Annotated in this window: 10 protein-coding genes and 1 riboswitch; of the genes, 1 reads left to right on the forward strand and 9 read right to left on the reverse strand. The window is 74.1% G+C overall.

Annotated elements, in window-relative coordinates; translation table 11 throughout:
* Positions 1 to 46: 46 nt before the first annotated feature.
* From lanKC to ACZ5ID_RS26240, 3 genes are all read right to left on the reverse strand, one after another.
* Positions 47 to 2680 carry a class III lanthionine synthetase LanKC gene (lanKC, locus tag ACZ5ID_RS26230; protein ID WP_468902508.1) on the reverse strand — a complete coding sequence of 878 codons (2634 nt, stop codon included), beginning with the start codon at positions 2678 to 2680 and terminating at the stop codon, positions 47 to 49.
* A gap of 138 nt (positions 2681 to 2818) precedes the next feature.
* Entirely contained in the window at positions 2819 to 3052 is a 234-nt protein-coding gene (locus ACZ5ID_RS26235) for a ferredoxin (protein ID WP_468902511.1), read from the reverse strand.
* Entirely contained in the window at positions 3052 to 4527 is a 1476-nt protein-coding gene (locus ACZ5ID_RS26240) for an aldehyde dehydrogenase (protein ID WP_468902514.1), read from the reverse strand. Before ACZ5ID_RS26240 ends, ACZ5ID_RS26235 begins: the two co-directional genes overlap by 1 nt.
* Before the next feature lie 193 nt (positions 4528 to 4720).
* Here ACZ5ID_RS26240 and ACZ5ID_RS26245 point away from each other — a divergent pair, with 193 nt between their 5' ends.
* A complete protein-coding gene (locus ACZ5ID_RS26245; protein ID WP_468902517.1) occupies positions 4721 to 5767 on the forward strand; it encodes an MBL fold metallo-hydrolase in 1047 nt (348 codons plus the stop codon).
* A 137-nt stretch (positions 5768 to 5904) separates the two neighbouring features.
* On the opposite strand, the gene ACZ5ID_RS26250 is transcribed toward ACZ5ID_RS26245, so the two are convergent.
* The 6 genes from ACZ5ID_RS26250 to ACZ5ID_RS26275 all read right to left on the reverse strand — a co-directional run bounded on the left by ACZ5ID_RS26250 (position 5905) and on the right by ACZ5ID_RS26275 (position 13474).
* A complete protein-coding gene (locus ACZ5ID_RS26250; RefSeq protein WP_468902520.1) occupies positions 5905 to 6747 on the reverse strand; it encodes an ECF transporter S component in 843 nt (280 codons plus the stop codon).
* The gene (locus ACZ5ID_RS26255; protein ID WP_468902523.1) at positions 6744 to 8513 is read right to left on the reverse strand and encodes an ABC transporter ATP-binding protein; all 1770 of its coding nucleotides are present in this window, start codon (positions 8511 to 8513) and stop codon (positions 6744 to 6746) included. The genes ACZ5ID_RS26250 and ACZ5ID_RS26255 overlap by 4 nt, the downstream gene beginning before the upstream one ends.
* Positions 8510 to 9796 (reverse strand): energy-coupling factor transporter transmembrane component T, encoded by a 1287-nt coding sequence (locus ACZ5ID_RS26260; protein ID WP_468902526.1) that lies wholly within the window; start codon positions 9794 to 9796, stop codon positions 8510 to 8512. The genes ACZ5ID_RS26255 and ACZ5ID_RS26260 overlap by 4 nt, the downstream gene beginning before the upstream one ends.
* A 15-nt stretch (positions 9797 to 9811) precedes the next feature.
* Positions 9812 to 10486, reverse strand: a complete 675-nt coding sequence (locus ACZ5ID_RS26265) for an SCO2322 family protein (protein ID WP_468902528.1) — start codon at positions 10484 to 10486, stop codon at positions 9812 to 9814.
* Positions 10483 to 11712: a prenyltransferase/squalene oxidase repeat-containing protein gene (locus tag ACZ5ID_RS26270; protein WP_468902530.1), complete on the reverse strand. Its 1230-nt coding sequence runs from the start codon at positions 11710 to 11712 to the stop codon at positions 10483 to 10485. Before ACZ5ID_RS26270 ends, ACZ5ID_RS26265 begins: the two co-directional genes overlap by 4 nt.
* Positions 11713 to 11845: 133 nt before the next feature.
* A riboswitch (cobalamin riboswitch) is annotated at positions 11846 to 11921 on the reverse strand.
* 383 nt (positions 11922 to 12304) lie between these two features.
* Positions 12305 to 13474, reverse strand: a complete 1170-nt coding sequence (locus tag ACZ5ID_RS26275) for a steroid 3-ketoacyl-CoA thiolase (RefSeq protein WP_468902533.1) — start codon at positions 13472 to 13474, stop codon at positions 12305 to 12307.
* Positions 13475 to 13623 lie beyond the last annotated feature (149 nt).

The raw sequence follows: 13623 nt of genomic DNA on the forward strand, positions 1-13623 counted from the left end.
CTCCTTTTGTCGGGACTTTCGTCGGGATTTCTTCGTGGGGACGGGGTTACCGTCCGGCCCCTCGCGGGGCCGTCCTGGGGGCCACCGGAAGCGGTGGCAGGAAGGGCAGCCCCGCGGGGCGCCTTCGGGCGGACGCGGCGGCGGGCAGCGAGCCCAGGGCGAGCAGAACGCCCGCCGTACCGGTCGCGAGGTCCATGGAGAGCCGCATCATCTGGTTGCCGGGAAAGGCCAGATGGCCTTCGTACGGCACGGCGTACCAGGCGAGCGCCGCGCTCTGCGCGTCCAGGTCGGCACGCGCGGCGCGGGTGCGGGCGAGGTGCAGCACCATGCCCGCGCGGCCGTCGAACAGGCCCGGCTGGGCGTAATACCGCAGCCGCGCGGTGGGCAGGATCGCGGCCCTGGCCTCGGCGAACTCCTCGTCGTACCGGTGTGCCAGATAGTCGTCCAGCACCATCGCGATGCCGACGCCGCCGGAGCCGAGGTAGGGCATGGTCCGTACGCCCTCGTCGACCTGGAGCGCGCCCGAGCGGTCGGTGACGCAGGCCGCGAGGTCGCGGCGGAGGAACTCGGCGGCGTGGTCGAGGAGCGCGGGTTCGCCGGTGTGCTCGTAGAGCCGCAGGAAGAGCAGCGCCGGACCGCTGGCGCCGTGCAGCAGACCGGCGCGTCCGCGCCCGCCGCCCTCGTCGGGCCGCGGCTCCCCGGCGATGATCCAGGCCGCCTCCAGGGCCCGGTCGCGCAGATCGCTCTCGCCGGTGGTGCGGCCGAGCGAGTCCAGCGCGAGCCCGAGCCCGGCCAGGCCCCCGTGCAGGCCGGGCGCGAGCCGCTGCCACTTCTCGTCGAGCACCCGGTCGACGAGGTCGAGGGCGCGTTCGGTGTGGCCCAGGCGGTCCAGGACGTACGCCACGCCGCTCAGCCCGTCGTAGAAGCCCAGCGGGCAGCCGGCGGGCGGCTCCTCGGTGCGGCGCAGCAGCCACTCCTCGCCGTCCCGGTAGCGCCCGGCGCCGGTGGCGTCCAGGGCGTAGAGCACCCCGGCCGCGCCGTACGCGACGCCGAGGCCGCCGCCGTCCGCGAACTGCGAGATGTCCCCGGGGAAGAGCCGGTCCTCGCGTTCGGGCGTGGCGGAGGCGAGGATCGCGCGGACCATCGAGTCGCGCCCGGCCGGCCACTCCTCGGGCCGGGCGGGCAGATAGGGCCGCGCCAGGGGCTCGTCCGTGCCCCGGATGACCCGCACCGCCTCCTCGAAGAAACCTTCCGGCACAGCGGGGAACTGGCTCTTCGCGACCTTCGCCAGATGCGCCGCCTTGTCCTGGTCGACCACGAGCAGCGTCGTCATCGGCACGAACAGGGCGAGCCGCAGACAGGCCAGCGCGTACCGGTCGACGTCGAAGCCCTTGCGGTCGCGCGGGGCCACGAACCCGGGGTGCGCCATCGTCTGCCCCTCGTGCTCGTCGAGCGGCACCGCGGCCTCGAAGTCGAGCAGCCGCACGGAGACCTCCCGGCCGCCGTTCGCCTCGTCCCCGTCCGGCCCGACCATCACGTTGAACATGTGCAGGTCGTTGCAGACCAGCCCGCGCGAGTGCACCGCCTCGACCGCCCGCTCCACGGCCCGGTGCACCGCGAGTGCCCAGGTCGTGTACGAGGCCACCGCGTCCGGGTCGGGGTCGACCGCGAGGAGCGGGTGGCGCTCGGCGAAGAACGCGTTCAGCGTGCGCCCCTCCAGGAAGTCCATGACGAGGAAGCGGTGGTCGCCCAGCTCGAACCAGTCGCGCACCTCCGGCGCCACCCCGAGCCCGGAGATCCGCTCCAGGGCCGCCTTCTCCCGCTCCAGCCGGGTCACCGCGTCGCAGCCGTCGGCGGCGAGCCCCGCGTACGGCCGGGCCTCCTTCAGGACGACCTTGCTGCCGTCGCGCACATCGGTCCCGGCGTACACCCCGCCGCCGTTGGAGAAGTGCAGCGCCCGCTCGATGCGGTACGGCAGGTCGCCCACGGTCGTCGCGTTGCGCGCTTCCAGCTGGGGCCGCAGGAACGGGGGCAGCGTCACCCACTCCGGTATCTGGAACGCCGGGTCGCGGCGGTCGGGGACCAGCTCGCCCCGGGCGTTCTCGATCGCGGGGACCAGCGCCCCGCCCTCACCGACGCAGTGCCGCTCGACGAAGCCGCCGTAACGCACGTACAGCGGACCGGAGTTCCAGCGCAGATCGGTGAGGATGTACGGGCCCGGCTCGCCGTCGAGCAGTTCGCCGAGCTCGGTGAGTATTCGCTCCAGCTGGTCCACGCCGGACGGGTAGATCGTGGCGAACTTCCCGCTGGAACCGCGCCCGGCGTACTTGGAGTTGCGCAGGTGCAGCGGCTGGCGGCCCGGCACGAACTTGAACGGGATCGCCCGGGGGACGCAGTACTCCCACACCTGCGCCGCCATCTTCTCGGCGTTGTCCAGACAGGCCGAGACGTGGATCTTCCAGCCCTGGCGGGGTGTTCCCGGGCGCGGCCCGCCCGCCTCGTCGACGGGGCTGAAGTGGAGCCAGTCTCCGGAGAGCGTGGTGCGCCATCCCTCGGGGACCGGGCGCAGGGCCGTCTCGAAGAGCGGTACGGACTCGCCGGTCGTGGCCGAGGACAGACGGTCCGGAGTCTCGTAGAACTGCCTGTCGGCCAGACAGAAGACCTCGTACCGCTTGTCCATCGCTTCCCCCCTCGGTGGCGTGGCAACGAAGGTGCCACGCCTGCCGGGGCCAGGACAGTCGCATGTGTCATACGGTGACTGTGCGGTACGCATGCGTCAATTTGTGTTCGAACAAGGGGCGGCCGACGGCGGACGCACTCACTCCTCGGGAGGGAAAACGGCCTCGCCGGAGTCCCGCAGGGTGATGCTGATCGCCTCCACCGGGCACCCCTCGGCCGCCGCAAGCACCTGCTCACTGGCGTCCGCGTCCGGACGTCGGGGCCGGGACTGGCGAGCCGTGTCCAGCGCGAAGGACCCCGGCGCGGTGCTCACGCACATCCCCGACCCGATGCACACGCTCCGGTCGACCTCGACATGCCAGCGGTCGCCCATCACGCCCCGCCCCCGTACCCGGCCGGAAGGTGGATCATCTTGTGCTCCAGGTACTCGCTCAGCCCCTCGGGCCCGAACTCCCGCCCGAGGCCCGAGTTCTTGTAGCCGCCGAACGGGCCGAACATGTCCAGGCTGAAGGTGTTCACGTTGAACGTCCCCGTGCGCACCCGGCGGGCGAACTCGACGCCGCGCTCCACGTCACCGGTCCACACGCTCCCGCTGAGCCCGTACTCGGAGTCGTTCGCGATCCGCAGCGCCTCGGCCTCGTCGTCGTACGGCAGCAGGCAGATCACCGGTCCGAAGATCTCCTCGCGGGCGATCCGCATGGAGTTGTCGACATCGCCGAAGAGCGTCGGCTCGACGTACCAGCCGCGGTCCCGCCCGGCCGGACGGCCGCCGCCCGCCAGGATCTTGGCGCCCTCCTCCTGGCCGATGCGGATGTAGTCGAGCGAGCGCTGCTGCTGGCGCCTGGCGACCAGCGGGCCGACCTGGGTCGCGGGGTCGAGCGGGTCACCGACGACTAGCTGTCCGGCGGCGGACGCGAAGGCCTCCGCGAACTCGTCGTAGCGGCTCGCGGGCGCCAGGATGCGGGTCTGGGCCACGCACGCCTGCCCGTTGTTCATCCACGCGGCCGGGACGACTCCGGCGACGGTCGCCGCCAGGTCCGCGTCGGGCAGCACGACCGCGGCGGACTTCCCGCCCAGCTCCAGGGTGACCCGGGTGAGGTTGCGCGCGGCGACCTCCATCACGCGCCGGCCCGCCGCGACGGACCCGGTGAAGGAGACCTTGTCGACGTCCGGGTGCCCGACCAGGTACTCGCTGACCTCGCGGTCGGCGGGCAGGATCGACAGCACCCCCTCCGGCAGCCCGGCCTCGCGGGCGATCTCGCCGAGGATGTACGCGTCGAGGGGCGTCTCCGGGGACGGCTTGAGCACCACCGAGCACCCCGCGAGCAGCGCGGGCGCGAGTTTGGCGGCGGCCACGAACTGCGGGACGTTCCACGGGACGACGGCCGCGACGACCCCGACGGGTTCGCGCCGGACCAGGATCGGCCCGAGGACGCCGGTGCGCGGCTCCTCGTACGGGAAGTCGCGGGCCACGGTGATCGCCGCGTCCCAGACCATCATCGCGCCGAGCGCCTGCGCCAGGACGCTCCAGGAGTACGGGGAGCCGTTCTGCGCGCTGATGGAGCGGGCGATCTCCTCGTGGCGCACGGCGATGGCGTCCTTGATACGGGAGACGACCTCGATGCGTTCGGCGAGCGGCAGCCGTGGCCAGGGGCCCTCGTCGAACGCCTTGCGGGCGGTGGCGACCGCGTGGTCGACGTCGGCGCGCGAGGCGTGCGGTACGCGGCCGATGAGCTGCTCGGTGTGGGGGGAGATCACCTCGATGACGTCGGATCCGCGGGGGTCGGTCAGCTTCCCGCCGATGTAGAGCTGTTTGTGTTCGACCAGGTCGTTGGTGGCTTGGGTCATGGCTGGGCGCCTCCCGCTCGACCGCCCCGCGGCGGCTGTCCGACGACGTTCCTGACGACGTTGCTGACGACGTTCCTGACGGCTTATCAGATCTGCCTGAACTGATACCAGTTCCCCTATCAGGAGTCCACGGGCCGGGAGAGGCGGTGAGCGGGACTTGAGGACGGACTGAAACACGTTCTACTGTGGCGGCATGACGCAGGGGACGCGGGGGCGGACGACGGGGACGGCCGATCACGGCGGGGGCGTCCGGTCCATCGAGGTGCCCATCCCGGACAACCCCCTGGGCCACACACTGGTGTACGTCGTCGACACCGACCGGGGTCCGGTCCTGGTCGACACCGGCTGGGACGACCCGGCGTCCTGGGACACGCTGACCGAGGGCCTGCGGCGCCTGGGCACCCACGTCGCCGACATCCACGGCGTCGTCCTGACCCACCACCACCCCGACCACCACGGGCTCTCGGGCCGGGTCCGGGAGGCGTCCGGGGCGTGGCTGGCGATGCACGCGGCGGACACGGCGGTCGTACGGCGTACCCGGGAGGCCGAACCGGGCACCTGGCTGGACTACCTGGCGGCGAAGCTGGCGGCGGTGGGGGCGCCGGAATCGCACCTCGGGCCGCTGCGGGAGGCGCGGGCGCTGCCCGGGCTGCGGGCGGCGCTGCCGGACCGGGAGATCGTCCCCGGCGACCTGCTGCCGCTGCCGGGCCGCCGGCTGCGGGCGGTGTGGACGCCGGGCCACACGCCGGGCCACGTCTGCCTGCACCTGGAGGAGCGCCACCCGTCCGGGCGGCCGGGCCACGGCCGCCTCTTCTCGGGCGATCACCTGCTGCCGGGGATCAGTCCGCACATCGGGCTGTACGAGGACCCCGACGACGCGACGGTGACGGACCCGCTGGGGGATTACGTGTCCTCCCTGGAGCGGGTGGGCCGCCTGGGGGTGGCGGAGGTCCTGCCCGCCCACCAGCACGCGTTCACGGACGCGGCGGCACGGGTCCGTGAGCTGCTGGCCCACCACGAGTCGCGCCTGACGGGCCTGCTGGCACTGTTGGCGACGGAGCCGCTCACGCCGTGGGAGCTGGCGGTACGGATGGAGTGGAACCGCCCGTGGCCCGAGATCCCGTACGGCTCGCGGAACATCGCGGTGGCGGAGGCGGAGGCGCATGTGCGGCGGCTGGTGAAGGGGGGCCGGGCGGAGCCGGTACCGGGCACGCACCCGGTGTCGTACCGCGCGGTGTAGCCCCAGCTCGCGCAGTTCCCCGCGCCCCTGAGGGGGCCGGGGTGAACCTGAGAGTTGCAGCGGCCGGAGGTGCCTTGAGGGGCGCGGGGAACTGCGCGAGCAACCCACCACCCACCCGCAGACGAACCCCCGGCCACTCACACCCCCTCGAACCTCCCCCGTGCCTCGAACGCCGCCCGCCGCGTCGCCCTCCGCAGCGCCCTCAGTACGGTCGACCCCAGCCCCAGCGTCAGGACCGTCGTCAGCGCCGCCCGCCCCAGGTCCCACCCCAGCGACGTCGTCGCGCAGTACGCGGCGAAGCGCAGCAGGTTCTCCCCCAGCGGGTCGCCGGGGTGGAAGGAGATCCCGGACGACATCCCGCCGATGTACGTCCAGCCCTGGAGGTTCATGACCGTGCCGTACGCGAAGGACGCGACGCAGCCGTAGACCGCGAGCAGACCCAGCTCCCCCCGGCCGCGCAGCCGGTGCGGCCCGGGCAGCAGGCCCGCGCCCATCGCGAACCAGCCCATCGCCAGCATCTGGAACGGCATCCAGGGACCTACACCCCCCGTGAGCAGCGCGGACGCGAACATCGTGACCGCGCCCAGCACGAAGCCGAAGCCAGGTCCGAGGACCCGCCCGCTCAGGACCATCAGGAAGAACATCGGCTCCAGGCCCGCCGTACCCGCCCCCAGCGGACGCAGCGCGGCGCCGACCGCCGCGAGGACGCCGAGCATGGCCACGGCCTTGGCGTCCATGCCGTCGTCCTCGTCCGCGATCGTGGCGACCACCACGCCCACGAGGAGCGGCAGGAGCGCGGCGAAGAGCCAGGGGGCGTCCTGGGAGTGGGCGAGCCCCGAGTCCGCGTCGGCCAGCAGCGGCCAGCCGAAGGCCGCGACGCCGACGAGGGTGATCAGGGCGAGGGCGCTCACCCCGCGCGGGCCGAGCCGGACCGCCTTCGCCTGGCGGGTGCGGGGCAGGTCACGCGGTGGCGTTGTCATGCGAGGGCCTCCCGTACCTGGGTCACCGTGAGCCACGGGTCGGGCGCCAGGATCTTGGCGACCTGGGGGGCGAAGGAGGGCGAGGAGACGACCACGTCGGCGGTCGGGCCGTCCGCGACCACCTCGCCGTCCGCGAGGATCACCACCCGGTGGGCGATCTCGGCGGCCAGCTCCACGTCGTGGGTGGCGAGGACGATCGCGTGGCCCTCGGCGGCGAGGTCGCGCAGGACGTCCGCCAGGCGCGCCTTCGCCGCGTAGTCCAGACCGCGGGTCGGCTCGTCGAGGAGCAGCAGCGGGGGCCGGCCCGTCAGCACGATCGCCAGGGCGAGCGCGAGGCGCTGACCCTCGGACAGGTCGCGGGGGTGGGTGTCGTCGGGGACACCGGGGAGCAGGGCGGTGACCAGGTCGCGGCAGGTGCCGGGGGTGGCGCCCGCGTCCGTGTCGGCCGCCGCGCACTCGGCCTCGACCGTGTCCGCGTACAGCAGGTCGCGGGGTTCCTGCGGTACGAGGCCGACCTCGCGGATCAGGTCGCGCGGGGGTGTGCGGTGGGGGGTGCGGCCGTTGACGGTCACCGTGCCGGTGGTGGGTTCGGTCATGCCGACGAGCGTGTTGAGGAGGGTGGACTTGCCGGCGCCGTTGCGTCCCATGAGGGCGACGGTCTCGCCGGGCGTGACGGTGAGGTCCACGTGGCGCAGGGCCTCCACCCGGGCTCGGCGGACGCCCAGGTTACGGACCGCGGCGGTGGCCGTCGCGGGGGGCGTGGAGGGGCGGGTTCCCCGGCGCAGACGGGCGAGCGCGGCGCGGAGGCCGGTCGGCTCCGGCTCAGGCCCCGGCCCCCGCTCGGGCTCCGGCCCGCGCTCGGGCTCCCGCTCCCCCTCCGGTACGGGGCCATGGGGGCGCACCCGTCCTCCGCCCCGGTGGTCGTCCCCCGTCGGTGGCCCCGGGACATGGGCGGCGAGGCTCGCGCGCAGTTCGTGCGCCCTGCGCCGCGCGTCCCGTACCGACAGCGGAAGCGGGGTCCAGCCCGCGAGACGGCCCAGCGCCACCACCGGCGGGTGGACCGGGGACGTGGCCATGATCTCGGCGGGGGTGCCCAGGAGCGGGGGCTCGCCGCCCGACGCCAGGAGGATCACCCGGTCCGCGTACTGCACCACGCGCTCAAGGCGGTGCTCCGCCATCAGGACCGTCGTGCCGAGGTCGTGGACGAGGCGTTGCAGCACGGACAGGACCTCCTCGGCCGCCGCCGGGTCCAGCGCGGACGTCGGCTCGTCCAGGACCAGCACCTTGGGGTGCGGGGTCAGGACCGAGCCGATCGCCACGCGCTGCTGCTGGCCGCCGGAGAGCGTGGCGATCGGGCGGTCGCGCAGATCCGCGAGGCCGAGCAGGTCGAGGGTCTCCTCGACGCGGCGCCGCATCACGTGCGGGGCGAGGCCGAGCGACTCCATGCCGTACGCGAGCTCGTCCTCGACCGTGTCGGTGACGAAGTGGGCGAGCGGGTCCTGACCCACCGTGCCGACCAGGTCGGCGAGTTCGCGCGGCTTGTGCGTCCGGGTGTCGCGGCCGTCGACCGTCACCCGGCCGCGCAGGGTGCCGCCGGTGAAGTGCGGGACGAGACCGGAGACCGTCCCCAGGAGCGTGGACTTCCCGACGCCGGAGGGGCCCACCAGCAGGACCAGTTCGCCTTCGGGGACGGTGAGGTCGACGTCCCGGAGCGTGGGGGCGGGCCGGCCCTCGTACGTGACCGACACCTCGTCGAAGCGGATCATCGGGACTCCTGGGGATCGGGCGGGGCGGGTGCCGGGTTCGGCGCGGGGGTGACGAAGGCCGGGAGCAGGCCGAGGAGGGTGGCGAGGGCGGGCAGGAGCGGGAGCGTGGGCGCGGTGAGCGGGACGACGCCGGGATGCAGGGCGTCCGGCGCGTGGCCACCCGCCCAGATCATGGCCGCCGCCACCGCCGCGCCGGAACCGGCCACCAGCCAGGCGCGGGCGCCCCAGCGGTCGGGGCGGTAGCGGGTACGGACACTGCGGCGTCCGCCCAGCCGCAGGCCCGCCAGCGCCGCGGCGAGGCCCGCGAGCAGCACCGGCAGGCCGTAGCGGGCGCCTTCGGCGGCGAGGAGTCCGTACGTACCGGCGCAGACGCCGAGGAGTCCGCCGAGGGTGAGGACGGTGGTGGTGCGGCGGACGGCGGGCGGTACGTGCGCGGTCCGGCCGTACCCGCGGGCGTCCATGGAGGCGGCGACGGCCACCGAGCGCTCCAGCGCGCCTTCCAGGACCGGCAGTCCGATCTGGAGGATCGCCCGGATACCGCCGGTGGGACGGCCGCGCAGCCTTCGGGCGGTACGGAGGCGGGCCACGTCGGCCACCATGTTCGGCGCGAACGTCATCGCCACGACCACGGCTACGCCCGCCTCGTACAGGGCGCCCGGGAGGGACTTGAGGAGGCGGGCCGGGTTGGCGAGGGCGTTCGCGGCGCCCACGCAGATGAGGAGGGCGGCGAGGCGGGCGCCGTCGTAGAGCGCGAAGAGCATGCCCTCGGCGGTGACGCGACCGCCGACGCGGATGCCCTTCGCCCAGTCCGGCAGCGGCGCCTCGGGGAGCGTGAGGAGGGTGTGGGTGCCCGGGATGGGCGAGCCGAGGGCGATGTTGAAGACGAGCCGGATGGCGACGACGGCGAGGCCGAGTTTGACGAAGGCGGTGTACGAGCGGGCCCAGGGGGCGTCGGTGCGCCGCGCCGCGACGACGTAACCCGCGACCGTGACGAGGAGGGCCAGCAGGAGGGGGTTGGTGGTGCGCGAGGCGGCGGTGGCGAGCCCTATGGCCCACAGCCACCAGGCCGCCGGATGCAGGGCGTTGGCCCTGTTCGCGTACGGGGTGCGGCGCGCGGCCGGGGGCCTCGGGGCGCGGTGCCGCTCGGCGGCGGGCCGGTGGGTCCCGCGGCCTTCGGCCGACGGCTGCGGGCCCGCGGCGGGCACCCGGACGTCGGACGGTTCCGTACGGGTCTTCCCCCGGGGCGGCGCGGGCGGCTCGCGGTGGTCGTCGTTCTCGGGCATCGGTGGTGTACGCCGTCAGTTTCGGTGCCGGCGGCGGGACCGCAGGACCGCGGCTGCGGCCACCGCCAGAACGGCTGCCCCGCCCGCCAGCAGACCCACCGACGGGCCGCCGCCGGACGTCTTGGGAGCCGGGTCGTGCGACGCCTGCCGCGACGACACCTGCTCGCCGCAGCCCGTCCTCGGGTAGCCCGCGATGGCGCACAGCAGGGCCGCGCTGTTGTAGCGCAGCGGCTTGGCCACCGCCGCCAGCGCCTCCGCCGTCGTCGCGTTCTCGGGGACGCGCGCGCACGCCGTACGCGCCGCCGGGGGCGTCTCGCCGCCGGGCGCGTCCTGCGGGGTGCCGAAGTCGAGCGCGAGGGCGACGCGCTTCCTGCCGGACTCGGCGGGCGTGCCCGCGCACACCTCGGCGAAGGTCGGCGACGAGCGCGGGACCGCCGCGTCCTTGGAGTCCGCGCTGACCGCGAAGCGGAAGCCCTGGACGTCGCCGTCCGAGGGGTGCGCGGTGGCCGGGCCCTGCGTGGCGTACGTCCACGTCGTGCCCTGCCGCTCCCAGAACGACCAGTAGCGGTACCCGGCCGCGTGGGCGGGCCCCGCCACCGCCCCCGCGCCGAGCGTCAGCGCGAGAGCGAGGCCGAGTGCGGGGGCGAAACCGGCCGGGAGCGGCCGGCGGCGACGGCGGACCGGTGTCACTTCTGCGCGTTCTTCCTGCGGGCGCTGACCAGGAAGCCGACGCCCACACTGGCGACGAAGAAGACGCCGACGAGCCACCACACCGACATACCGGAGGAGTCGTCCTTCTTGTCGGCGGACTTGGCCGGCTTGCCCGCCTCGGCGGCGGACGTGCCCGCCGGGGCCGGGCCGGTCGCGTTCAGCTGGGCGACCAGGTCGGCGCCGCCGAAGTCCCTCGGGTCGGCGCCGGTGGCGTTGGCGGCCAGGACGAGCTGGGCGTAGGCGGCGGGGCCGTTCTCCTTGGCCCAGCCGGACGTGTTCTTCTCCAGCCACTTCAAGGACGCCTCGGCCTGGGCCTTCTGGCCGGCGGCGGCGAGGGCGACGACGGCGTCGGCGGTGTTGCCGTAGTCGGGCTGGCTCTCGGCGCCCGGCATCGCGGAGTTGAGGTGGCCGGTCTTGGCCATGGTCCTGGCCAGGTACGCGGCGCCGTTGTGCGCGGCCTGCTCGGGCGTGGCCGCCTTCTCGCAGGTGGTGCCCTTGGCGTCGGCCTGGCCGGCGGTGGCGGCGAGGCCCTTGCCGTACGCGGCGGTCACGGCGGCGGCGCTGGCGTCGGCGTTCGCGTACAGCTTGGCCGTCTTCAGGTCCGGCTGGTACGCGAACGCGCCCGCGCCCGGCGTGCTGTCGCACGGCAGCGCGAAGGTGAGCAGCGCGTCGAGCGGCGACTTGCCGCCCTTGGCGGACTTGGCGTCGGCGGGCTTCTCCCCGGCGGCGGCGAGGGCGCCGATCACGACGGAGGTGGAGTTGGCGTCGCTCTTGCCGCCCGGGTTGTAGGACCAGCCGCCGTCCGCGTTCTGGACGGTCTTCAGCCAGGAGACGCCCTTCGTCACGGCGTCGGTGTGGTCGCCGAGCGCGACGAGGGCCTGGACGGCGGCGGCGGTGGCGTTGGTGTCGAGGACCGTCTTGGCGTCGCACGGCTTGGCGGCGTCGACGCGGTACGAGGCGAAGCCGCCGGTGTCGCACTGCTGGCCGGTCAGCCAGGTGACCGCCTGGGCGGCGGGCTTCACACCGACCGTGCTCTGGGCGAGCAGGGCGAGGGACTGCCGCCAGACGCCGTCGTACGCCGGGTCCTTCGCCCCGTACAGCCCCGGGGGGAGCGTGCCGTCGGCGAAGGCGGGGGCGGTGGCGGCGGCGCCGCCGAGGACGACGGTGAGGGCGGCTATCGCTGCGGTGCGGCGGCGTACGGTCATGGCTGGGCGGTGCCTCTCCTGCGGGGGCCGGGCGGCAGGCGGGCGCGGGGGCACGCCGGCTCCGGACCCGTGTACCTCGACGGGCCGGTCATCGGCGGCTTGCCGGTGACCGTTGAGCCGGTCATGTCCGTCGGGGTGATCCGGCTCGCCGCTTCTTGGGGTGACGGCTCACGGTTGCGGGTCAGCGCCGGATTCGCACCGGCTTCCCCCCATACGGTCATGAACGACGCCTTCACTGTACCGGCCCCCCACACCCCCCTCCGGGGGTCCCCCACCGAGCCTTCGCCTGCGGCCCGGCGGGAGCTGACCGCGCAGTTCCCCGCGCCCCTGGGGGTCGGGGTACCCCGGACCGCGCCGCCCGGCCACTGCGGCTTCACCACGGGACCTCTTTCGCCCGCGGACCGTGCTGGCTCACTCGCGCAGTTCCCCGCGCCCCTAACCACCCAGGGGCGCGGGGAACTGCGCGACCAGCCACAGACAACCCGCAGCCAAAAACCGGGCCCCAAAAGGGGCGCGGGGAACTGCGCGGCCAGCCCCCACCGGGCCCGCAGGCAAAACACCAGGGGCGCAGGGGCGAAGCCCCAAGAGCCGGCTACAGCCGCTGCAGAATCGTCGCCGTCGCCAACGCACCCCCCGCACACATCGTCACCAACCCCAACTCCCCACCCCCCCGCTCCAGCTCATGCAGCGCCGTCGTCAGCAACCGCGCCCCCGTAGCCCCCACCGGATGCCCCAGCGCGATAGCCCCGCCGTTCACGTTCACCTTGTCCAGGTCCTGGTCGAAGACCTGCGCCCACGACAGCACCACGGACGCGAACGCCTCGTTGATCTCGACCACGTCGATGTCCCGCAGCGACATCCCCGCCTTCCCCAGCACCGCCCGCGTCGCGTCGATCGGCCCGTCCAGATGGAAGTGCGGATCGGCGCCCACCACGGCCTGCGCCACGATCCGCGCGCGCGGGCGCAGCTTCAGCGCCCGCGCCATCCGCTTCGACGCCCACATGATCGCCGCCGCCCCGTCGGAGATCTGCGAGGAGTTCCCGGCCGTGTGCACCGCCGTCGGCATCACCGGCTTGAGCCGGGCCAGCGCCTCCATGGACGTGTCCCGCAGCCCCTCGTCCCGGTCCACCAGCCGCCACATCCCCTGCCCGGCCGCCTGCTCCTCCTCCGTCGTCGGCACCTGCACCGCGAACGTCTCCCGCTTGAAGCGCTCCTCCGCCCACGCCACCCCCGCCCGCTCCTGCGAGAGCAGCCCGAGCGAGTCGACGCGCTCGCGCGTCAGCCCCCGGTGCCGGGCGATCCGCTCCGCCGCCTCGAACTGGTTCGGCAGGTCCACGTTCCACTCGTCCGGGAACGGCTTACCCGGCCCGTGCTTGGACCCCGACCCCAGCGGCACCCGCGACATCGCCTCCACCCCACAGCTGATCCCCACGTCCACCACCCCCGCCGCGATCATGTTCGCGACCATGTGGCTGGCCTGCTGGGACGAGCCGCACTGGCAGTCCACGGTGGTCGCCGCCGTCTCATACGGAAGCCCCATCGCCAGCCACGCGTTGCGCGCCGGGTTCATCGACTGCTCACCGGCGTGGGTGACCGTCCCGCCGACGATCTGCTCCACGCAGTCCGCGTGGATGCCGGTGCGCCCCAGCAGCTCGCGGTAGGTCTCGCCGAGCAGATAGGCGGGGTGGAGATTGGCGAGAGCGCCTCCGCGCTTGCCGATCGGCGTGCGTACGGCTTCGACGATGACGGGTTCCGCGGCCATGAGCTCGTCCTCTCCTCAACGACTCCAAGCCCGGCCGCGGGGCCTCCCGGAGCCGCCGCGGACCGAACTAGTACGCGTTCTAGTTCTGCTTGCAGTCTGGTGAGGGCTACCCCCGGTACGCAAGGGTTGTGCACCTATCGCGCGCGCTC

Source organism: Streptomyces sp. NPDC031670, assembly GCF_055580545.1.

Excerpts from the sequence above, each read along its gene's own strand:
- ACZ5ID_RS26270 (WP_468902530.1), bottom strand. The coding sequence starts at position 11,712 with ATGACCGTACGCCGCCGCACCGCAGCGATAGCCGCCCTCACCGTCGTC.
- ACZ5ID_RS26245 (WP_468902517.1), top strand. The coding sequence starts at position 4,721 with ATGACGCAGGGGACGCGGGGGCGGACGACGGGGACGGCCGATCACGGC.
- ACZ5ID_RS26235 (WP_468902511.1), bottom strand. The coding sequence starts at position 3,052 with ATGGGCGACCGCTGGCATGTCGAGGTCGACCGGAGCGTGTGCATCGGG.
- ACZ5ID_RS26260 (WP_468902526.1), bottom strand. The coding sequence starts at position 9,796 with ATGCCCGAGAACGACGACCACCGCGAGCCGCCCGCGCCGCCCCGGGGG.
- ACZ5ID_RS26255 (WP_468902523.1), bottom strand. The coding sequence starts at position 8,513 with ATGATCCGCTTCGACGAGGTGTCGGTCACGTACGAGGGCCGGCCCGCC.
- ACZ5ID_RS26240 (WP_468902514.1), bottom strand. The coding sequence starts at position 4,527 with ATGACCCAAGCCACCAACGACCTGGTCGAACACAAACAGCTCTACATC.
- ACZ5ID_RS26275 (WP_468902533.1), bottom strand. The coding sequence starts at position 13,474 with ATGGCCGCGGAACCCGTCATCGTCGAAGCCGTACGCACGCCGATCGGC.
- ACZ5ID_RS26250 (WP_468902520.1), bottom strand. The coding sequence starts at position 6,747 with ATGACAACGCCACCGCGTGACCTGCCCCGCACCCGCCAGGCGAAGGCG.
- lanKC (WP_468902508.1), bottom strand. The coding sequence starts at position 2,680 with ATGGACAAGCGGTACGAGGTCTTCTGTCTGGCCGACAGGCAGTTCTAC.